18 protein-coding genes and 1 pseudogene are annotated in these 20,839 nt (G+C 58.6%); 10 read left to right on the top strand and 9 right to left on the bottom strand.

Annotated elements, in window-relative coordinates:
• The first annotated feature begins 455 nt into the window (after positions 1-455).
• Both C6W92_RS15925 and C6W92_RS15930 read left to right on the top strand, forming a co-directional pair.
• The gene (locus tag C6W92_RS15925; protein ID WP_129434927.1) at positions 456-950 is read left to right on the top strand and encodes a UPF0149 family protein; all 495 of its coding nucleotides are present in this window, start codon (positions 456-458) and stop codon (positions 948-950) included.
• A gap of 383 nt (positions 951-1,333) precedes the next feature.
• Complete coding sequence (locus C6W92_RS15930) at positions 1,334-2,569, top strand: VWA domain-containing protein (protein WP_164989267.1); 1,236 nt, start codon at positions 1,334-1,336, stop codon at positions 2,567-2,569.
• A gap of 100 nt (positions 2,570-2,669) precedes the next feature.
• Here C6W92_RS15930 and C6W92_RS15935 read toward each other — a convergent pair.
• Positions 2,670-2,783: pseudogene (locus tag C6W92_RS15935) on the bottom strand (IS3 family transposase); the annotation flags it as partial.
• Positions 2,784-2,901: 118 nt separating this feature from the next.
• Between C6W92_RS15935 and C6W92_RS15940 the strand changes: the two are divergent.
• From C6W92_RS15940 to C6W92_RS15955, 4 genes are all read left to right on the top strand, one after another.
• Complete coding sequence (locus C6W92_RS15940) at positions 2,902-3,138, top strand: type II toxin-antitoxin system HicA family toxin (RefSeq protein WP_241691190.1); 237 nt, start codon at positions 2,902-2,904, stop codon at positions 3,136-3,138.
• A 4-nt stretch (positions 3,139-3,142) separates the two neighbouring features.
• Positions 3,143-3,475 (top strand): type II toxin-antitoxin system HicB family antitoxin, encoded by a 333-nt coding sequence (locus tag C6W92_RS15945; RefSeq protein ID WP_129434931.1) that lies wholly within the window; start codon positions 3,143-3,145, stop codon positions 3,473-3,475.
• Between the two features lie 406 nt (positions 3,476-3,881).
• Positions 3,882-4,139, top strand: coding sequence for a type II toxin-antitoxin system ParD family antitoxin (locus tag C6W92_RS15950; protein ID WP_241691191.1), 258 nt, complete (start codon positions 3,882-3,884; stop codon positions 4,137-4,139).
• Positions 4,140-4,144: 5 nt separating this feature from the next.
• Positions 4,145-4,465 carry a type II toxin-antitoxin system RelE/ParE family toxin gene (locus C6W92_RS15955; protein WP_129434933.1) on the top strand — a complete coding sequence of 107 codons (321 nt, stop codon included), beginning with the start codon at positions 4,145-4,147 and terminating at the stop codon, positions 4,463-4,465.
• 128 nt (positions 4,466-4,593) lie between these two features.
• On the opposite strand, the gene C6W92_RS15960 is transcribed toward C6W92_RS15955, so the two are convergent.
• Both C6W92_RS15960 and C6W92_RS15965 read right to left on the bottom strand, forming a co-directional pair.
• A complete protein-coding gene (locus C6W92_RS15960; protein ID WP_129434936.1) occupies positions 4,594-5,118 on the bottom strand; it encodes a BLUF domain-containing protein in 525 nt (174 codons plus the stop codon).
• Between the two features lie 202 nt (positions 5,119-5,320).
• Positions 5,321-5,920 (bottom strand): serine protease, encoded by a 600-nt coding sequence (locus tag C6W92_RS15965; RefSeq protein WP_164989268.1) that lies wholly within the window; start codon positions 5,918-5,920, stop codon positions 5,321-5,323.
• Between the two features lie 189 nt (positions 5,921-6,109).
• On the opposite strand from C6W92_RS15965, the gene C6W92_RS15970 reads away from it, so the two are divergent.
• Positions 6,110-7,897: an ABC transporter ATP-binding protein gene (locus C6W92_RS15970; RefSeq protein WP_129434940.1), complete on the top strand. Its 1,788-nt coding sequence runs from the start codon at positions 6,110-6,112 to the stop codon at positions 7,895-7,897.
• Positions 7,898-7,947: 50 nt separating this feature from the next.
• Here C6W92_RS15970 and C6W92_RS15975 read toward each other — a convergent pair whose 3' ends face one another.
• On the bottom strand, positions 7,948-9,360 hold the full coding sequence (locus tag C6W92_RS15975; protein ID WP_129434942.1) for a TolC family outer membrane protein: 1,413 nt from the start codon (positions 9,358-9,360) through the stop codon (positions 7,948-7,950).
• A 285-nt stretch (positions 9,361-9,645) separates the two neighbouring features.
• On the opposite strand from C6W92_RS15975, the gene C6W92_RS15980 reads away from it, so the two are divergent.
• The 3 genes from C6W92_RS15980 (at position 9,646) to C6W92_RS15990 (ending at position 13,295) form a co-directional block, all read left to right on the top strand.
• Positions 9,646-9,957 (top strand): helix-turn-helix transcriptional regulator, encoded by a 312-nt coding sequence (locus C6W92_RS15980; RefSeq protein ID WP_129434944.1) that lies wholly within the window; start codon positions 9,646-9,648, stop codon positions 9,955-9,957.
• Positions 9,958-10,043: 86 nt separating this feature from the next.
• Positions 10,044-11,789: a hypothetical protein gene (locus tag C6W92_RS15985; RefSeq protein ID WP_129434946.1), complete on the top strand. Its 1,746-nt coding sequence runs from the start codon at positions 10,044-10,046 to the stop codon at positions 11,787-11,789.
• Between the two features lie 225 nt (positions 11,790-12,014).
• A complete protein-coding gene (locus tag C6W92_RS15990; RefSeq protein ID WP_129434948.1) occupies positions 12,015-13,295 on the top strand; it encodes a glycosyltransferase family 1 protein in 1,281 nt (426 codons plus the stop codon).
• Positions 13,296-13,355: 60 nt separating this feature from the next.
• On the opposite strand, the gene C6W92_RS15995 is transcribed toward C6W92_RS15990, so the two are convergent.
• The 5 genes from C6W92_RS15995 to C6W92_RS17755 form a co-directional block, all read right to left on the bottom strand.
• The gene (locus C6W92_RS15995; protein WP_129434949.1) at positions 13,356-14,660 is read right to left on the bottom strand and encodes an HlyD family type I secretion periplasmic adaptor subunit; all 1,305 of its coding nucleotides are present in this window, start codon (positions 14,658-14,660) and stop codon (positions 13,356-13,358) included.
• Positions 14,661-14,737: 77 nt separating this feature from the next.
• The gene (locus tag C6W92_RS16000) at positions 14,738-16,498 is read right to left on the bottom strand and encodes a type I secretion system permease/ATPase (RefSeq protein WP_129434951.1); all 1,761 of its coding nucleotides are present in this window, start codon (positions 16,496-16,498) and stop codon (positions 14,738-14,740) included.
• A gap of 185 nt (positions 16,499-16,683) precedes the next feature.
• The gene (locus tag C6W92_RS16005; RefSeq protein WP_129434953.1) at positions 16,684-17,451 is read right to left on the bottom strand and encodes a SapC family protein; all 768 of its coding nucleotides are present in this window, start codon (positions 17,449-17,451) and stop codon (positions 16,684-16,686) included.
• Between the two features lie 29 nt (positions 17,452-17,480).
• Positions 17,481-17,672 (bottom strand): DUF6447 family protein, encoded by a 192-nt coding sequence (locus C6W92_RS16010; RefSeq protein ID WP_129434955.1) that lies wholly within the window; start codon positions 17,670-17,672, stop codon positions 17,481-17,483.
• Between the two features lie 135 nt (positions 17,673-17,807).
• Complete coding sequence (locus tag C6W92_RS17755; protein ID WP_206735554.1) at positions 17,808-20,132, bottom strand: hypothetical protein; 2,325 nt, start codon at positions 20,130-20,132, stop codon at positions 17,808-17,810.
• Between the last annotated feature and the right edge of the window lie 707 nt (positions 20,133-20,839).

Below are 20,839 nucleotides of genomic sequence, written 5' to 3' on the forward strand. Positions count from 1 at the left end.
GCCAGCCTCATGCTCGGTCAAAATGCCGATGATCTGTTCTTCCGAAAATCTTGATCGCTTCATTGTCCGTCCCTTCGTTGGGTCGGACTCTAGTTCCAAGTGGAGGAAAAATCCCGTGGCAGGTCACCACCTGCACGGCGCGCCTGTGGTGTGCCTCGGCAAAACCCCCGCCTTTCCTGATCTTGGTCGTGCATGGGTGTGTCGCGGTGGATGTGCGGGGTGTTGCTTCAGCCCCGCAACAGAGCGACGGCCGGGCGCGCCACTCTGCGCACCTGCCGGGAATAACATCCTCGTCCAAGGTCTGCCGGTGGCCGTTGCGTCGACGCGGAAAGAAGACGCCGACCCGACCCCGACTCTTGTAGGGCGCTTCCGCGCGTGTCGGGCTGCATCAAACCACCAAACCTTGAGATTGAACAACTAACGGGAGGTCTCGCGCTGAAGTTTGTGCCAGCGCCATGTTTGGAAGAGACCTCAGCGAATTGGTCAACCGGCAATGGAACCATGTGAACCACCAGCTCGATTCCGAAGAGGTCTACCTCCCCCTCCTGTTCGAAGACGAAGAGGGAAACGTTCGGGCCAATCCCTGGGCCCAGGGATTCTTGCTCGGGACCAATCTGCGTCCGGACATCTGGCGCGAGATCGTGGAGGATGAGACCGAAGGCGGGGCGATGGTGCCGATCTGGGCGCTTGCCTACGAGCATCATGACGACCCCGAGATGCGCCCTTTCGACGAACCTGTTACCGAAGATCAGCGCCAGGAACTGGTGATCGGTGCTGCCGCAGGCGTTATGCGCATGCACCGGTATTTTCTGAAACGCCGAGATATTTACACGCCCCCATCCAGAACATTCACCCGGTCAGGCGACAAAACCGGCCGCAACGACCCTTGCCCTTGCGGGTCAGGAAAGAAGTTCAAGCAATGCTGCGGACGCCGGGCCATGATGCACTGAGCCGGTCACGCGTAAACCGGATTCGGCCCAATGATTGCCAGCCTGGAGCCAATAATTCAGGCCAAAAATCAAGCCGGGCTCAGGATGATCGCTGATCGCTACAGCTTCACGCCAAGCTTCGGATCAGGTCCTTTTCTAACGCTTCGGTTGATCCGAAAGCGCCGAGCATGCGACGCTCTGAGAGAAGCAACGACTCGAGGGGTATGTCAGCCGAAGCGGAAGCATATTTCGAGCAAAGATGGTTCCGCGGCAAACCCACCTGGCATGCTCCTGCAATACGATGGAGCAGCACATTGCAAAGACCCGTTCTACTGGCTTCCGCCCTGACGCTTGCCGCCATTCCTGCCGCCGTTGCGTCCCAAGCCTCCACAGCCGGACAAACAATGCTGATCCTCGATGGATCCGGCAGCATGTGGGGACAGATCGAGGGCCGTCCAAAGATCGAGATCGCGCGTAACGCCATCGAAAGAATGACTTCGGACTGGCCTGAAGACCGCGATCTTGGCCTCATGGCCTATGGACACCGCCGCGAAGGCGATTGCAGCGACATCGAGGTGCTGGCCAACCCCGGACCGCTTGATCGCGGTGACCTCAGTGGGCTTATGGAAACGATCTCCCCGCGCGGCAAGACCCCGATCGGTGCCGCCGTGCGCGCCGCGCGCGACAGCCTTGGCGACGGGGAGGCCCCGGCCTCGGTCGTGGTGGTCACGGACGGGCTGGAGACCTGCGGCGCCGACCTCTGCGCCCTGGGCGAGGAACTGGCGCAATCGGGCACGCCGCTGACCGCCCATGTGGTGGGGTTCGACGTGGCCGACCCCGAGGGGCAGCTGGCCTGCCTGGCCGAGCGCACCGGCGGCCGCTACCTGGCCGCGGCCAATGCCGAAAGCCTGACAGAGGCGTTGCAGGACGTCAGCCAGCCGGCCCCCGAACCGCAAGGTCCGCTGTTTGAGGATGACTTCGACCGCGCCGAGCTGGGAGCGGAGTGGGCTGTGCAGCAGCCCGATCCGAACGGCTTCCTCCTCGACGATGGCGCGCTGATGACCATGACCGTCGTGCCGGGGTATCTCGGCAAGCCCGACCAGCCCAATGTCTTTTCCTGGACCGCCGCCGAACTGCCCGAAGGCGACTGGGAGATCGCCGCCGAGTTCACCGCCCGCATGGGCGAAGTGAAGTCCCTGGGCGGGCGCCGCGCTATCCTTCAAGTCGGACGCTATGCCGACCCGGACAATTACGTGGTGGCCGAGATCTACCGTCAGGGCAATTCCAACGACGACATGTGGCTCAAGCTGCTGGCCGTGACCGATGGCACGGAGACCAGCGACGCGCTGGAGATCGCCAGCGATTCCTGCTGTCCGCGCGACTTCGACCTGGCGCGCATCCTGTCCGACTTCGAGGAGAAGGGCGCGACGCTCAGCTTGGTCAAGACGGGCCGGGATTACCGTGCACGGCTGACCATGAACGGTTGGACCATGCAGGACGATGGCCCCGAGGTGCTGGAAACCCAGCCTGTCACCCTGCTTCGCACGCAAGGGCCGCCGGCGATCTTCGCGGGCACCATGGGGCCCGAGCAGACGCTGGCCCTGTTCGACCGGGTCCTGGTGCGGGCGCCCGCGAAATGATCCGGGCGTGGACCCGTCCCGCCCTGGTCCCGCCCGGCATGGTCAAGGTGCCGGGCGGCAACTCCACAATGTCAGCGGAGCTACGGAAAGTCATAAGACAAGCCGCCTTCCGTTCGAAAGCGACCGGGCTTTTCCATCCCAGTGCTGAGTGTCGGCGGCGCGGGTTATAGAAGCCGTTGATGTATTGGAACATGGCGATTTCGGCCTGCCGCCGGGGATCCATATGTAACAACCGATCAGGTTTATGAAAATTTTGCACGCGGTAGCTGGATGATCATGGTCCATTATGACTTTGCTTGCATTTTTCGCTAGCATTGCCTATCTTTGCTCCAATGAACCGCAAGACCCTTGCCGCCGTCTTCACCGATCCGGTGTCAGGCACCATCGAATGGGCGGCAGTCGAAAGCCTGCTGCTGGCCGCAGGGGCGCGGCTGATCGAAAGGCGCGGGTCACGGGTGCGGTTCGAAAAGGATGGCGAGGTCGCGATGTTCCACCGCCCGCACCCCGCGAAGGAAGCGAAAGATACCAGATACGCGATGCCCGCGACTTCCTGGAACGGATCGGAGTGAGACCATGCCCAACACCATGACCTACAAGGGCTATGCTGCCCGGATCGAATACGACGACGAAGACGGAATTTTTACGGGCCGGATTGCCGGTATCCGCGACAGGGTGGGCTTTCATGCCGATACCGTGGAAGGGCTGCGCGATGCCTTCCATGAGGCTGTCGAAGATTACATCGAGACTTGCGCCCAGATCGGCAAGGAGCCGCAGAAGACCTATTCAGGGCAGGTCATGTTCCGGGTCAGCCCTGACGTCCACCGCAAGGCCGCGATGGCTGCCGAGCTGTCTGGCAAGAGCCTGAACCAGTGGGCCGAGGAAGTGCTCGACCGAGCCGCAGGGTAACCCGCCTTCGCGTCCTCCGCCAACTGATACGGAACAGCAAGGTAAGGGCTACGACCAATCAGGTATGGCACCTCGTGCGGTTGGCTTAAATGCTCCTGCCAAGGTGACGGTCGAGGCTCTTCACCGGGTCGCTTGGCGGCTTTCGCGAGGTTACCCGCTCCTGCACCTTTTCCGACTTTGGCACGGGCCGCCGGGTTAGGTAATCACTCAGCGCCGTCATGAAACAGGTGACCGGGTGGTATAATGCGGCCAATGACGCGCAGTGCACCGGGATGTCACCGGGATGTCGGGTATTTTCTTGTCGAGGGTCGGGGTCGCCGAAGCACCCGCTCCAGTGCACTTACTGACTACGAGACAGACAGGCAGGCACTTTGACGATATGTCAGTATCTGCTACGATTGAGCATATGAAAGGGGACGCCATGCCAAATGTTCATCTGACCGAACCCATGCAGGATTATGTCAAAGGGCAGATCAAATCCGGGGCCTACGCCAATACCAGCGAGGTGGTGCGTGCCGGGTTGCGTCTGTTGATGGAAAAGGATGGCGCGCGTCAGTTCTACGCGCTGAAGGCCGGTCTCGAAGACGCCGCAGCCGCGGCGGAAGCGGGCGGCTTTTCCGATTTTGATCCCAAAGCCTTCGAGCCCGACGCGTTCACGTCATAGCCTCTATGACGATCAAACTCACGCATCTGGCACGACAGGATATCGAGGGCATTCGCACCTACACGGTGGAACAGTGGGGCAGGGCGCACTGGTTTGCATACTACCACGGCCTGGTTGCAGCATTCGAGACGAACGAGGCCAATCCGATGTCGGGACGCAGTCGCGACCTCTTCCGTAAGGGGATGCGCTCGGTGAACTACGGTCGACACATCATCTTCTTTTCACCAATTGCCGCGGCAGGCGACACGCCTGTCGTCTTGCGCATCCTGCACCAACGACGACATCTTCCGGCGATGGTCTATTACGATGGTCTGGACGGTGCCTGAGGGTCGCCCTGCCGCCACGCCCGACATTGGCCATGGGGAATTTCTGATCCTTCGCGTCCTCCGCCAACTGATATGGGACAGCAAGGAAGGGCCACAACCAATCAGGCATGGCGCCTCGTGCGATCGGCTTAAATGATCCTGCCCAGATGACGGTCGAGGCTCTTCACCGGGTCGCTTGGCGGCTTTCGCGGGGTTACCCGCTCCTGCACCTTTTCCGACTTTGGCACGGGCCGCCGGGTCAGGTAATCACTCAGCGCGGTCATGAAGCAGGTGACATCCTCGTCGGACCATCCAAACGGCTCGAACTTGGCCAACGAGAGATGCGGAACCAGCTTTAGGCCGCGCAACGCCTGATCCTGTGTCACCGCGGCCGTCATCGACCAGTCCGGGAACCAGCGATCCTCCAGCTTGCGCACGGTCAGAAGCTTGATTTCGGCATGACGGGGATCGCGCGATATGCGCCCGAACACGCGACGGATCTCTTCCTCGCCGCCTTCGAGCCATTGCAGGAAGGTGGTGTTGTCGTAGATCAATGCGCCCGTGAGCGCGTCACGGTCATTGTTCCGGTGCGAGACATCCAGGATCTCGTCGACCTGGTCGAACGAGAACCCCGTCGGTCTGGAGCAATACGCGATGCCCACCAAATCTTTCATGTTTCGCCTTCCTGCCAAGTGGTCTGGAAATCAAGTAGGATCCCGACCTGTTCCAGGACCGCGGGCTTCACTCATACATTCGTATTCCAGAGTGGGCTACGGGTCGCATGACAGTCCCGCCCGGTCAAGCGGGACAAGCCTCATCCCGGGCGGTGCGCCGCCGATGGCGTCATCCCCCGCACCCGGCTACCCGTTGACCATCTTACCTGCACAACCGCCCTGTCATGTCCGCGGTCAGCCGATACGCAAGACTTCCAGCGGCGGAACTGGCAGAGACAACCCCGACAACATCGCGAGAGCCTTCCAGCGTCACCGGGGCCCCGGATGTGCCCGAGGGCAGGGGGCAATCGAGCCGCATCAGGGTCTCTCCGGACATGGATTGAACCGAACAGGCGGTTTTCTGCAGCGCATGCGCCCTCGGCGCGCCGTATCCCTGCACCTCCACCCGTGTGCCCGGCGTCAGGGGTGCGTCGGTCAGGCGAAATCCGTCAGGATCGCCTTCGAGGCCGCACAGGGCGGCGATGTCGCGCCCCTTCATGATCCGGTAGGACGTGGCCGGCGTCCTGATATGCCGTTCCAACCGGCCGCTCTCATAGCCCAGCAGGAGATGGACGGTATCGGTCGGTATCTCCGGCAGGCAATGCGCGGCCGTGACCACCTGTCCATCCCGCGTGGCAAAGCCCGTGCAATGCCCTCGCGTTCTGAACCCGGCATGGTTCAGCCGGGCGATCTGCGGATCGGGGGGCAGGCGGATCTCTGCCCATGCCCCCGGACCACCAAGCAGGAATACGAGCAGGGACATGCCAGCAAGGACGGACCGGTGCGCAACGCGCTGCGCGATATGGTCTCTATCCGGGAAACAGACAGCTTTATTCCCTGAGAAATCTGGCATATGGCTCCCCCCGTCAAAGGACACGCGAGCTTGAACGGGATCTGTGCGGGTTTGGCGGCATGGCGGGCCTTCCGGTCCTTGATACAGGAACAAGGTGGCATGGTGTTCAGCAAATTCCGTAGGACCAAACCTGTATTTTCCGAGCAGGACCGGATCAATCTGCGCTGGTTCTGGGACAACTATCTCAAAAGCAAAACCCCATGGCTGCTCGTCGTGCTCGGGACAATCGTGATCCAGGGCGTGGCCTACCAGCAATTCCTGGCACTGACGGAGAGCGGTCTAAGGGTGATTTTCGAGAGCGGCAGCGTCTGGGAGCTGGTGCGGGTGTGCGCCACGGTTTTCATGTTGTTCGCCGTACGTGGCCTCATGTCTTATCTCAGCCCGCGCCTGTCAGTCTGGCTTGCCAGCGAAGCGGTCCTGCAGATGCGTGATGACATGATCGATCACCTGATGCGATTGGACCTGGCCTTTTTCGAGCGCACCAAAACCGGCGAGATCATCCTGCGATTGGTCAACCAGGCTCAGGATCTGAGCATGTTTGTTGGGCAGGCAACCGTCAACGCAATCCGTGACGCCGTGACAGTCTTGATCGTTTCCGGCTATCTCATTTACCTCTCGCCCCAGCTGTTCTTGGCAGCTTTGCTGGTCATCCCCGTGATCATTCTCCTGCTGCTCCAGGTCTCGGAGCGCATCAAGGTCATCCAGGCAAATGCTGAAAGCGCCCTGAGCAATTACATGACCGGGATCGACGAGATGGCGGGCGGCATGCGCACTGTGAAAATCTCCAACCAGGAACCCAGCGAGCGGTCCCGGTTGCGCAAGGCAGCCCGGGAAATCAGGAGCCTGACGGTTCGTTTGCAGGCGTCAGAGGCACTGGTGTTGCCATCCATCGATCTCTCATCGGCCTTTGTTTACGTGCTTGTCATCGGCGGAGGCGGATACATGGCACTGAACCCGGCCTACGAATTCGACAGTGCCGGGGTCATCACGTTTCTGCTCGGTCTGGTGCTCCTGTTCGATCCGGCTCGGATGGTGGCCCAGTTCTTCACCAAGCTGCAGGCAAACCTCATTCTGCTCGAGGGGGTGCACTCGCTCTTCCGGGAAACGCCGACCATCACCGATGCCCCTGACGCAGTCACGGAATTTGATACCAGCGGTGACATCGTTCTGCGCGATGTCGTGTTCCGGTATTCTGACACCGCGCCGTTGTTCGACGGGTTGAACATGACGTTCGAGGGCGGCAAGACCACGGCGATCGTGGGGTCGACGGGATCGGGCAAGACCACGATCCTGAGCCTGATCGCCCGGCTCTACAACGTCATCGATGGTCAAATCACGATCGGCGGCCAACCCATCGAGTCGCTCAAGGTTGATGCGCTGCGTCACTCCTTTTCCGTGGTCGCGCAGGATATCGTGATATTCAACAATTCGATCCTGGAAAACATCCGCTATGTCCGCCCCGACGCATCGGAGGGTGAAATCTGGGAAGCCGCCGAGCGGGCGGCCATCGCGGACCTGATCCGGCAACGGGGTGATGCGCCGGTTGGTCCAAAAGGGGCCCAGCTTTCCGGCGGCCAGAAGCAGCGTATTGCGATCGCGCGTGCGTTTTTGCGCTCAGCACCAATTCTGATGCTTGATGAGGCAACCTCTGCGCTCGATCAACGCACAGAGCACCGTATTCGGGGGACCCTGGCAGAACTGGGGAAGGGCAAGACGACGATCGTCGTGACCCACCGCTTGAGTTCCGTGACCTATGCAGACTGGATCTATGTCATGGAAGGTGGGCAAGTCGTGGAGCAGGGCACCCATAAGGAGCTTGTTGCTGCCAACGGGCTTTACGCCTCCATGTACGATGCTCAGAGAAATGACTACGGCACTGCGTCTTGAGCCCGGCCAAAACGCACCGGCCCCACGATCAGAGGTCGATGCGGTATTTGCTACTTGCCAAGTGCTTCAAGAACCCGGTCGAGCTTTCTGCCCTGTGCGCTGAGTGAGCTGGGCGCGTCCTTGACCAGCTTGTAATAGGCAGCCGGGTCATAGGTTGTCACGTCGAGATTGAGGTCCTCTACCGTCAACTGGCCAATCGAGGCCAGAATATTGTAAGACGAAAGTTGAAGGTCGATCTGGGCCTCGACCTGAACGATGCGCGCGTTGAGAAGGATTTGCTCGCTTTGCAGAATGTCGAGCGTTGTGCGTGATCCGAAGCGCGCTTCGTTCTTCACACCCTCAAAGCTCAATTCAGATGCCTTCACCTCGTCGCGGGATGACTTGAGGGTCAACTGGGCCGCTTGCATCCGGGCAAAGGCATTGCCGACCCTTTGCTCCACCTGGCGTGAGGCAGAAATCAACTCACCACGCGCGGCATCCCTCTGAGCGATGGCCTTGCGGATGGCTGCATTCAATCCCCCCCCCTGGTATATCGGTCCGGACATTTCCACGCCGACTTGTCCTCTGCGTCCAAAGTCCGTGCCAGACGTGATCTCCTCCTCGATATTGACCTCCCCAAACAGGTTGATAGTCGGAAGAAGTTCCTTTCGTGCAGCCTCTGCAGCGAGATCGGCCGCCTTGATCTGATGCTGGATTTCCTGGATCGTCGGATGGCTCGAAAGAGCGATGGACTTGGCCGCCTGCTCGGTCATGTCCGGATCGGGCATCTGCGAGATCGGCTTAAGACGGCCTGGCTCACGACCAACGGCCACTTTGTAGGCGTCACGCGCAAACTCGAGTTCTCTTTCGGCTGCCGTGAGACCGCTTTCTGCCGAAGCCAGGCGCGCCTCGGCTTGAAATACGTCCGTTTCCGTAATTTCACCGATACGAAACCGGTTCTCCGCCGCGTTGAGCTCCCTGCGGATGACGCTCAGGTTGTTGCGCCGCAGGTTGACGATATTCTGCGTCCTGATGACGTTGGCATGCGCCTGCACCGCGCGAAACAGGACTTCCTGCTCAATACTGCGCAGACGCTGACGCGTGGCCAGGACGGTCTCTTTTGTCGCTTCGGTCCTGAATGCGCTGCGGCCAAAATCGTACAGCAACCACTCTGCCGTGAGGCCGACCGAGAGATCGCCCTGATCGGTATCGAAATCGCGGCCAAAGCTGTCTTGCCCTTCGTCGTATACATAGCTCACGCGGCTCGACCAGCGCAGAATGGGGCGCAGTCTCGAGATGGCGCTGGCGACGTCCTCGTCGGCGGCGCGCAGGAGCGCGCGGTTTTGCTCTAGAAGACCGCTGTTCCTGTAGGCACTTTCCAGCGTGTCTGCGAGGGTTTCGGCATGGCTGCCTGTCGCAGGGAAGAGCCCGGCCAGACACATGAGGAGCACGCGAAGAGATTTCGTGACGTCAGCTTTCAGCATAACCATTCTTTTCAGGATCCTCCTGCTCATTCGCATCGAAGCCATCTGGAAGTCCGTCCATACTCTCTTACGACAACTTGACAGCAATGGGCGTGCCCAAAAATGTGCGCCACATACTACTTGAGCCCCCATTTGCACCTTGTATCAACCCTACTGGCAGAGCCAAGAACAAAGAAAATTTGCCTTGGACCATGGGCGGGTGTATAGTGACTTACTGGACACCTGCGTCCCAATTATCCCCGCCTCATCGATCGAGGCGGCCTGACTGCTGCCAATGAGGATAATATGCTGGCCGAACTGAAAAAAAGCACGCCGGAGGAGACCCGTGAACACCGCACGACTCTGGGGCTCTGGCTGAGATCACTCCGCGAGGAACGAGGGCTGTCGCAGCGAGAACTCGCCGACATCCTTGAGCTCGACTATTACACGTTCATCTCCCAGCTCGAGAACGGGCGCGGCAAAATTCCCGCGCATCGATATGTGGAGTGGGCACAAGCCCTCGGCCAGAACCCGCGGACGTTCGTCAAACGCCTGTTGAGCTACTATGAGCCGATGACTTACAGTATCCTTTTCGAGGACAAGACAGCATCGGAATAAACCCCGGATCCTGCATGATATCGTCTGCAAATACCCCGCAGCTCAGTCTCTGTATCGAGACCCATGAACGAGAGTGTTAGTTTTCCATGACTGATATCGTGAACTTTCCGGATCGCTCAGAGAGAGAGGACCGCAGGGAGTTCCTTCAGGACGAGAACGAGACTCTGCAGTTCGATGGCTGCAATGTTAAGGGGTTCTTTCCACCAGACGCCAGCACGTCCACCAATACGCGCGCGTACCGGGCGCGTGAGCGGTACTGGAGCAATCAGGAGCTTGCCGACCTGTTTCGTGTCAAACGGCTTCTCAGTGCCGCCGGCATAGCCTGTGAAACCGATCATGGCAGTACTGACGAAGGTGACCCGTGGTTTGTTTTTTGTGACGGTGCGGGTGAGGTGTTCATCCACCTGTGCCGGATCGACGCGGAATACCTGCTGGACAGCCCCAGCCTGTCTGCACCGCTGCGAGGCGCCAACTTTAACGAACTGATCGATGCCTTCACCCAACGTCACATCGGAGACGAGGCCCAGGTTTCGGAGCGCACGGGAAGCATCGAAAATACGCGGGTCGTGCGATTCCAGCGCAATGGCAAGGTCTTCATGCATCCGGCGACCATGCTTGCAGCTCTCGTCTGGACATTGTTCCTGTCATCAGAAGAGCTCGTCATGGTCATGCCCGGGTCGGCCGAAGACGAGATGGATGCGGTGGATGGGCTCGCAAGAGAGCCCCTCAAAGCGCTTGGAAGCGTGGAAACACCCCAGGAGGAGGCTGTCGATGATATGACAGCCAATCTTCTGCAGCCCCGGGTTTCGGGCACTGAAAAAGCCGACACCGAACAGACGGTCGCGCAGTTCTGGGGGGAGCTGAACGATAACAGTGACTCCAAGTTCAATTACAGCACCTATGCGTTTGGGCTGAGCGCCATCGCCATTTCGTTTGGCTTCATGTCTCAGGAGCAGCTGCCGGATATCGATACGGTAAACCTCACCGCCATTCTCTCGGCGATTTTTGAAAATGAGCAGGCCGAGATCGACGATGGCACACAAAAGGCATATCTCGACGTCTCTCGACAGGATCTGGATTTTCTCGCTTTCGTGCAGGACATCATCCAGGACTTGGACATTCTGCCCCCCAAGACGGACGTCGCCGAAAACGCGACAACCCCGAGCGAAGACCAAGCCCATCTCGCCAGCCAGATGCTACAGGCTCAGCAGGAAGACCAGGTGGACGCAGCTAACGGAGACAAGCTTGCGGCGACCAAGCAAAATGCCGACGTGGAGACGGCGAGAGCAGAAAGCTCTACCGTACCGGCCGAGCAAGCCAAGGCAGATAAGCCAGGCTCCACGATGGATGACGCCCCTGGCGCGGTCACCTCGGAAACCTCAGAGGCCTGGTTTGCCAATCTTGCCCTGGATGCAGTATCCGGAGACATCCTGAACAACCTCCAGGCCATGATGATTCAGAACACGGAGGTCCAGGCAACGTTCGAGGTGACCGAGAGTTTCTTCAACAAGACCAATAGCCTGATATCCAAAAGCACTTACGAATCGGGCCTGCCACTCAAGGAAAATGACACGATCGATATCTCCCAAGCCGCGTATAAAGGATATGCGCGCTATGATGAACATGCCCAGCAGATCGTGCAGTTCATCATGGACAATTCCCGGGATCTGGAAATCGTCGCGACCCAAGACGAGGTCATGTTCTTCGACTCTGCCATCATCGAAGCCGATTCAGACGACATCGTGGTCATGGCCTGGTCCCTGGAGAACGGTGATGTCATCGCCGCGATGGGACTACGCAGCCAGTTCGAGGGCATGGATTTCGTCGTTTGAGCACCAGCCCCCACTGCGACAGACGCGACAACCCGTGTCTATAGTCTCGAACGACAAAGCAGGCGTTTCATGGCAGATCCAGTGCTAAAAGGGGCGCGACAGTTCGCGATCTCCGTTGGAACCGGATGGTGGATCGTGTAGTGGCGGAGTGTTCGGGTTCCGGTGCAACGAGATCAGAATTTCCGATACCAATAGCGCCAAAGATCAGAGCCTGGGACAAGACAAGTGACGCGTATCGTTTACGATCTTACGGAAGTCTTCCTGGCATCGACAGGCCGCTTTCCATATTACGGGATCGTTCGCGTCGTCGAGGAGATCGGTCGGGAACTCTATCGTCTTGATCCCGACCTTCGCTTCGCGATCTTTTCTCACGCCTACAACAAGTTCTACGAGGTCTTTCCCAGCTTGGAGCGGGAGGACGATCGCGTTGATCTGAACGTCCCGCAAAACGTCCGACAAATTCACCATCTGCGTCGGCGCCACTATACGAAACACGTCGTCCGGGATGCGCTGCTGCCGATTGCCCATGGGCTGATCACCGCGATCAACCGCCGCCGCTGGCGCCAGGCAGGCCTGCAGATGAGCGAGATCGATATGAACGACACATTACTGATCTCCACCGGGCGCCCCAAACACATGGTTGCCGCGTTGGACGCGCTCGATACGGACGGTGTGTCCTATCGCTTCATACCATTGCTCCACGACATGTTTCCCCTGCATGAGTTCACCCCGGACGCTCCGAAAGCTTTTCCATTGAATTTCATCGGCGACAATCGGCTCGTGATCTCTCGCGCCGAGAAGATCATTGCGATTTCAGAGTTCACGAAATCCGATATCGAGAGCTATTCGCGGGATGGCCTTTTGCCGCCAACGCCGGAAATTGTCACGGTCCCATTGGTTCAGCAGTGCAAGACCAGCGGCGAGCCCGCTGTCCAGGCGCTGCCTCAGAAGCCGTATATCCTTACCGTCGGCGCGACGGTTGGACGGAAGAACCTGGAGGTGGTTCTGGACGCGCTTTTGATGATGCAAGAGCATGGGGACGAGGTGCCAGACTTGGTGCTTGCCGGTGCTCCAAGGAAGCATGTCGAGAAGTTTCTCGCCCGGGAGCGCTTCGACCCGATCCGCACCAATGTGCAGAAGGTTTGCAACCCGAACCAGACGGACCTGGTTCGCCTCTACGAGAATGCCATCGCACTCATTCTGCCGAGCCGAATCGAGGGTTGGGGGCTGCCGGCGGGCGAGGCGCTTTGGACCGGAACCCCGGCAATTTGCTCGACAGCACCCGTGCTTCGCGAAGTCTGCGGTGATCTCGGGCTTTATTTTGATCCCAACAAACCCGAAGAGCTCGTGGCGCATATAGAGCGCCTGATGCACGACGAAGCATTTGCGCAAGATCTTCGACAGCGCATTGCCGCCGCACGGCCACGTCTGCGCACCTGGGCAACAGTCGCCCGCGATGTCAGGCGGGTCTATACTGCCGAGCCGGCGCTTGTTGCAGCAAAGTAACGGTCGGATGATACTCCCGTCTTCTTTCCGCCAGGAAAGAAGACGGAGGCGTCCCGGCGTTCATTCCTCGATCATGCTTTTTCGCACGGCGTCCATGAGGGGTGCTGCCAGGAAGTTGACCACGGTACGCTCACCCATTTTAATGATCACATCCGCTGGCATGCCCGGAGTCAGGCGTCCCTGAATGTCCTCGGGAACCTCGCTTTCTTCCACCTCGATACGCGCGAGGTAGTAAGGTGGGTCTTGCGGGTTTTCGGGTTGAATGGTGTCTTCGGAAACGGAGTTCACATTTCCGAGCATGATCGGAGTCATGCGCGTCTTGAACGCGGTGAACCGCACTTCTGTCTTCATCCCCGGAACGACATTATCGATATCCTGCGGCGAGACCCGCGCATTCACGAGAAGCTCTTCGTTTTCCGGGACGAGCTCCATCAAGGTGTCGCCCGGTTTGACGACAGAGCCGACCGTATGCACTTTGAGGTTCTGGATCATGCCAGACCCAGGCGACCGGATTTCGGTCCGTGCCAGGATGTCCCTGGCCACTTTCTCACGTTGTTCGAGCTCGGAAAGCTCGGAGCGGACGTCATCCAGCTTGTCATTGGCATGCTGGCGGTATTCCTGCTGCACCTGAAGAATCTCGAACTTGGTTTGGTTGATCGAATTCCGGGCTTGTGCGATCTCGGAAATCACCTCTCCGTACGAGGACTCGATCTGGATCAGGTCGTCTTCGCGCTGTGACAGGACGTTGGTCTGGATGGCACCTTGTTCCTGGCCTTCCCGCATGCGCTCGACCATCTCCGTGAAGTTCTCGACCCGCTTTTCCAGGGCATCCCGCTGCATACCCAGGCCTTTGATCTGCTCTTCCGTCTGTTCGATACGACTCTCAAGGATGTCGATACGCGACTTCATGATCGACCGGCGTTCCTCGAAAATATCGCGCTGGTCGGCAATGACCTCTTGCACGGACTCTGACTCATCGTTGTTCAAAAGCTCTGCGGGCACCTCAAAGCTGTCCGAAAACTTGCGCTCCGCCAGAAGACGCGCCTCTGTAACTCTTGCCATATCGAGGCGTGTCTGGATCACTCCGAGATTCGAACTTGATTCCACGTCGCTGAGACGCATCAGCACGTCGCCCTCGTCGACCCTCTCGGCTTCTTTCACCAGGATTTCTCTCACCACCCCGCCCTCGAGATGCTGGATGACCTTTCGGTTACCTTCAAGCGATATCGTCCCTGGCGCGAAGACGGCGCTGTCGAGCTTGGCTACCGCAGCCCAGCCCCCAAAGACACCAAATGTGAGAAAAATGACCGCATACCCCATGATCATGAAAGGTCTTGGGTTCGGCTTTTTTGCAGTCTTTGCCATTGTGACAATGTCCTCTTCAAAGCGAGGGTGTTCAGGAGGATGACTTCAAAGAGCGGGCAGAGCAGCCCGCGTCTATGTCAGCTTTCCTTTTTCTCAGCGCTCGCCATGGGCACGACGGAAGATGCTCCAGACGCCGTGCCCGTCTTCTTGTTTTCGCCAGCCGATGCCGTCTGCTTTTGTTGCTGGAAAAAGTCCTGCGTGGGTGCAAACTTCTCCACCTGTCCGTCGCGCAGCATGACGGTCTTGTCAGAAAGTGCCAGAAGCCCTGCTTTGTGGGTCACCAGAACGACTGTCTTGCCCATTCTTTTCAGTTCCTTGATGCAATCCGTCAAGGCCTGCTCGCCGACACTGTCGAGGTTGGAGTTGGGCTCGTCCAGAACAATCAGACTGGGAAATTTGTAGACGGCGCGAGCCAGTCCGACCCGCTGTTTTTGCCCGCCAGAGAGCATGGAGCCACCATCTCCCACCTCGGACTCGTAGCCGTTCCCCAGCTTTTGAACCATATCATGCGCCCCGGAGAGCGTGGCTGCGGCGACGATATCGACATCCTTGGCTCCCTCCTCGAAGCGGGAGATGTTTTCCCCAACGGTCCCGCCGAAGAGCTTCACGTCCTGGGGCAAGTAGCCCATGTAGCGCCCGAGCTGATCGGGGTTCCAGTGCGGGATTTCGGTGCCATCCAGCCGTACCGCACCCGCCGCCGGTCGCATGGCCCCCACGAGATGGCGCACAAGCGAAGACTTGCCGGACCCGCTGGGACCGATGATGGCGAGAACTTCGCCTGCGTTGGCCGAAAAACTGATCCCCCGCAGCAAAGCTTCCCGCGTCCCTGGAACCGTCGCAAAAAGGTTTTCGACGACCAGGTTGCCTTTGGGTTCTGGCAATTCCGTCCGCTGCTCCTGCTCCTCCACACCATCGAAGAGTTTTTTCAGGCGCTTATGCGCGGAGCGGGCAGCGACAAACTGCTTCCACTGGCCAACCGACTGTTCCACAGGTGCCAAGGCACGGCCCATCACGATGGAGGCCGCAATCATGATCCCCGGCGAGATGATCTGATAAATTGCCAGATATGCGCCGGTACCGAGGATGGCCACCTGCAAGCTCATGCGAACGAATTTCGATGTGGCCATGATCGCACCGGCCCGATCGCTCGCCTTGGCCTGGTGCGCCAGCATGTCATCATGGTGCTTGTGCCAGCGGCTCGTCAGCTGCTTCTCCATGCCGAGTGCGCGGATGACTTCGGCATTTTGCAAGGTTGTCGCAACGAAGTGGTTGGCACCCTGGGATGCCTCGCCTGCATCCTGCAACGCGCCACGCGTGGAGAATTCATTGACCAGAGCAAGAATGAAGATGAGCACGGCACCAACGAGCGCCACCAGGCCGAGCCACGGATGGAAGGCGAAACACAGGGCAATGAATAGCGGGACCCAGGGCGCATCGAAGAACGCAAGGATGCCCTGACCCGTCATGAACTCACGGACCTTGTCGATATCCCGTAGGATCGCCTGGGAATTGCTCTGCGGATTGGCCGTCTGCTGTTGCACAACCCGGTGAAACACCGGGTTTGCGACGACATCGTCGAACTGCATGCCGGCCCGCACCAGAAGGCGTGACCGGATCATTTCGAGCAGGCCATAAGAAACCAGCAGGGCGATCGCGATGACCGTGATCATCACGAGCGTCATCTCGTTGCGGCTCGACAGAACCCGGTCATAGACCTGCAGCATGTAGATCGGGCCGACGAACATCAGCAGGTTGGTGAAAAAGCTGAACACCATCACCGCGACGAAGGTGGATCGGAACTTCTGATACGCGAGCTCTAGTGACGTTTTTTCGCGCATGTCAGACTGGCTCCACTGGGTCGCAAATTTTGGTTTAGTGAATTTAACACGGCTCTAGTTGGAATACCATCGGGCTGTCAATAACACCGAAGAGCAATGCACGGACGAGGTGCTTTTCTGCCGACATCGCATCCCGGTAAATTGTCTGAAAATCGGGAGCGCGTCAGGCAGAAACGTGGCCAAAATCAGCTATCGAAATCGAACACGAGGGTCTCCTGGCCTGCCTCTTCCAGAAAGCTCGGACCCGTGTCACTTGCAGGAGATGCAGCCTTGAGATTCTGCGCCCGCTTGAGCAACATGTCCAGCTGCCCGCGCGCAAAGATTTGCCCATAGGCGATGGCAAGCGGCGCACCTTTCAGTGCAGCAACCTCTTGCGGCGCAAGCGCGTCAAAGCGGGCCTTGTCGATCTGCAGAAGGCCCTTCACTTTTCCGCTCTTGTCCTGCGGCTCCTCGGTCCAGGGAACAAGCAGACCATGCTGATTGAGCGCCTGCACGGCCCGGTCGGTTGCCACCTGACTGAGGTGACACTGCTTGAGAAACTCCGCGTAGCGTTCGACCTCATCCGACAAGACGCCTTCCGCCTTGAAGAGCACCTGCCCCTGTTCTGGATCGTCAGTCAGGACATCGGCGTCGATGGCCAGCCCAAGCCGATCTTCCTCGAGCGGAATGGTCTTGAACGGGTAGCCCCGCAGCATGGCGGGTATATAGGAGCCATGCCAGCTGCCATCCCCGTTGAGATAGAGGTGGCGCTCCCCGCTCGCTCCGAGAAGAGCTACAAGCTGAATCTCACCACGAATTTCCGCGAAGGCCAGCACGTATTGCGCCACAGCCAAAGGCAGCTCGGCCTTGAGGATGGGCACCAGCCTGAAGGCTGCTGTGTGGCGCATGGTATCCGGTATCCAGAACCGGCTGTTGCGGTGCTGTTTGGCCGAAAGTGTCACCCAGTTTGCCATTGCAATCCTCCAGTCAAGTGATCCCGGTTTCAGGCGTCCTGCGGCATGGCAGACTGAAGTTGTTGTACGTAGACCTTGCGCGCGGTTTTGGTGATGGTCAAATCCCGCTCCAGTTGCTCGATCCGCTGGTCCACGACCCGGATATTGGCGACCTGCTGCTTGACCTCGTCGGAGAGATTACTGTCGTCATAGGTTTTTCCATCGATAGTGATCTTGGCCATGAGGATCTCCTTATCTTCATGAGTGAACTATACGGGGTTATAAACGCTCCCCGTCTTAAAGAGGAAGGCCCCCGGGAACCCGGGAGCCTTCTTTTTCAAATCATGCGATCGAGGATCGCCGATATCAACCGCTGATCAAAGGAAAGTACTCAGGTCGATGTTTGCATGCTCATCCGACCCAACCAGATTTACGTTGGTCAGACCATCAAGCGAGTCACCGAAGTCTAGGCTCCCGATCTCGGTCGCACTGACGCCTTCCTCGCCGTCATCCGCGCTGGCATCCCAAGAGAGTTCAAAGACCTTGTACTCGCCTTCGTTTGCCGCGTTTTCGACCATGATGACGGCCTTAGCGTTACCACCGACCACAGCCGCGTCCGATTGGTTGTCGCTCACGTCGAAGTTAACGTCATCGAACGCACCGTTGTCATAATCCCCGCTGCCATCGTTGTTGTTGAACAGCGCAGCAATGTCGGCACCAGACAGGCTATCGAAATCGGCAGGATCGCCGCCGTCATCGACGTACGTGACCGTGACAACCTCGTTTGCCTGCACCTCGGCCGGATTATCACCACCCGGATTATGGTTCAGCGTAACCGGGATCACAACTTCGGAGTCATCGGTGTCTGCAGGGGTACCTTCGTTGCCAGGGGAGACATCATACTCGCTGGTCAGGTAATCAGTGAAGTCAAGGAAGTCGAGACCAGGCGCGCCACCCTGTTGGGTGTTGCTTTGAACAACACCTTGATTGTTAAGCGCCACAATCTCTGCTCCAGTTGCGGTATCAACAAGGAACGATCCAGCTGCTGGGATATTTACATCATCCTTATTGCCAGCCGTCTGAGCCGTGAGCGTCAGAGTGTTACCATTTACATCAACGTCGTAGTCCATCTCAGCTGCGTTGATAGCATTAAGCTCAGATGCAACTTCCGCAGCAAGAGCAGTGCCATCGGCCAAGGGACCGTCGACCGTGATCACAGTATCGTTATTGGTCCCAGTGTCGTCATCACTGTCATCAAGGTTCTCGATGATGAACCGAATTGACTGGCCCGCCGGAACTGGTTGGGACAAAGTGAAAGATACTTCGAACTCTTCATAAACAAGGCCATCCACACCAGACGTGGTGAAGTTCATGATGGTGTCGTTGCCAAAGTTGGCACCTTCCATCACGATGGTCTCATTGCTGGCCCCGTTCAACATCGCGTTGTTGCCGTTGACCGTAAAGGCCGGAACCCCGTCTGCGACCGCGTCGGTCGACAGGACGATGAGATCATCGCCATTGCCGCCATTGATGACATTGTCGGTCTCCTTGTCGGAGGCCGTTCCACGCTCAAGACGGTTGCCTTCGCGCTCGCCTACATTCGGGCGGGTCGCTTGACCTCCATCACCATCGTCACCTTCAGCGCTCAGGCCGTCATACCAGGAGTCCGTGTTGTCACTGTCGCTGAAGTCGCTGATGTCGCCGAGATCGCTGAAGTTATTCAGGCCAGCGGCGGCATTGGCCTCTTGAGCATCGGTCACAGTGATGCTCGAGTCGTTGAACAAAGCTTGGGCTTCCGCTTCAACGTCAGTCCAATCATCCTGATCCGCCTGTTCGATCTCGATCCGCAGGTCACCTTGGCCGAACAGCCCTGAAGTTGTGGATTCTACGATCAACGTGTTGTTCGAACCCATACGCACCTCAAGCAACTCACCGAGAACCGGATCGCTGTTGATCGCCGTCATGACGGCAGCGTTGATGTCGCGCTGATCCCCGTAGAACTCGTTGCCATTGAGCAGGCTGTCGATCATGACGCTACTTTCATAGCCGTTCTCACCAGCCCAGGCACCATGCGGGGAGAAACCATCAGCCGCCATGACACCGCCACCGGCTTCGAGGCCGCCATTGCCATTACGACCACCGCCAGCTCCCGACAGGGTAACCGTCACGGTTGCGCCACCGATATAAGCCAGCGAGGTCGGCTCGCCCGGCAGATCGCCTTCAGGAGTGCCAGGGAGACCACCAGCAGCATCGACACGTTCAGCATCGAAGTTGAAAGCCCAGACTGCATAGTCTGCAGGGGCGGTTACTTCATCGCCATCACCAGATATGAAAGTCTGCTGAGCAGGTGCACCAGCAGTGATGATGACGTCATTGCCATCACCGCCATAGATATTGGCATTGCCAACACCGTTGACAGTGATGTGATCGCCATTGGCGCCACCATCGATAGTCACATTGTCCAGGATTGTCTGGTTCAGCTGCTGATTGTCGTCCGGCTTGTCGTCTGCCCCTGCCTGGAACGCAACGTTGATGTTATCGCTACCTGCACCAGTCGAAACATTCAGCGAAGAACCAGCATAGTCGGTCGCGTCACCATCAAGCTCGATGTCGATGTTATCGTTGCCCGACCCGGTGCTGTAGTTGAACGCGGTGTCTTCCTCACTGATCTTGGCATTCACGGTGATGTCGCCACCACCCATCGCGGACAGTGTCTCGACATTATTGATGTGACCGTCACCACCGATCTCGGACGTGCCATCTCCGAGCGTCAGATTGCCTTTGAAATCATCCGCATCGACCTTATCGAGGTTCCCGTTGAAGCCATTGCGCACCACGAGGCTCGCGAAGCTGTCGCCGTTCGCAAAGTCCTCATGCGTCGCGATGTTGACAACACTAAGCGCGCCCAGCGTCGACGTGATCGAGCCAACGTTCGACGGCTTGGCGTCTGCGCCGCTGCCACCAACACCCTTGACGGCGATGTTGAACACTTCGATGCCACCGGCAATGCCTTCATTGACCGACTGTGCCTTGCCACCGATGACGAGATCGCCACCTTCACCGCCACGGCCGACCTTCTCGAGCTCGACATTGACGCTGATCGGGAAGTCTTCCGTGCCGGGGTCCTNGACACCGACAGCAATCCGAACCCGGCGCGTCCGCTTCTCACGGGTCAGACCATCGTGATCACCAACAGCGGCCCGGAAGTTCTGGAAGCCGTGACCATGACGGCCACGGGCACCCAGCCCGCCGGCAAGGACTTCCACACCGGGTTCGACAACGAGGACCCCGGCACGGAAGACTTCCCGATCAGCGTCAATGTCGAGCTCGAGAAGGTCGGCCGTGGCGGTGAAGGTGGCGATCTCGTCATCGGTGGCAAGGCACAGTCGGTCAATGAAGGCATTGCCGG

The sequence above is a fragment of the Roseovarius sp. A46 genome (genome assembly GCF_004126395.1).
Taxonomy (GTDB): domain Bacteria; phylum Pseudomonadota; class Alphaproteobacteria; order Rhodobacterales; family Rhodobacteraceae; genus Roseovarius; species Roseovarius nitratireducens.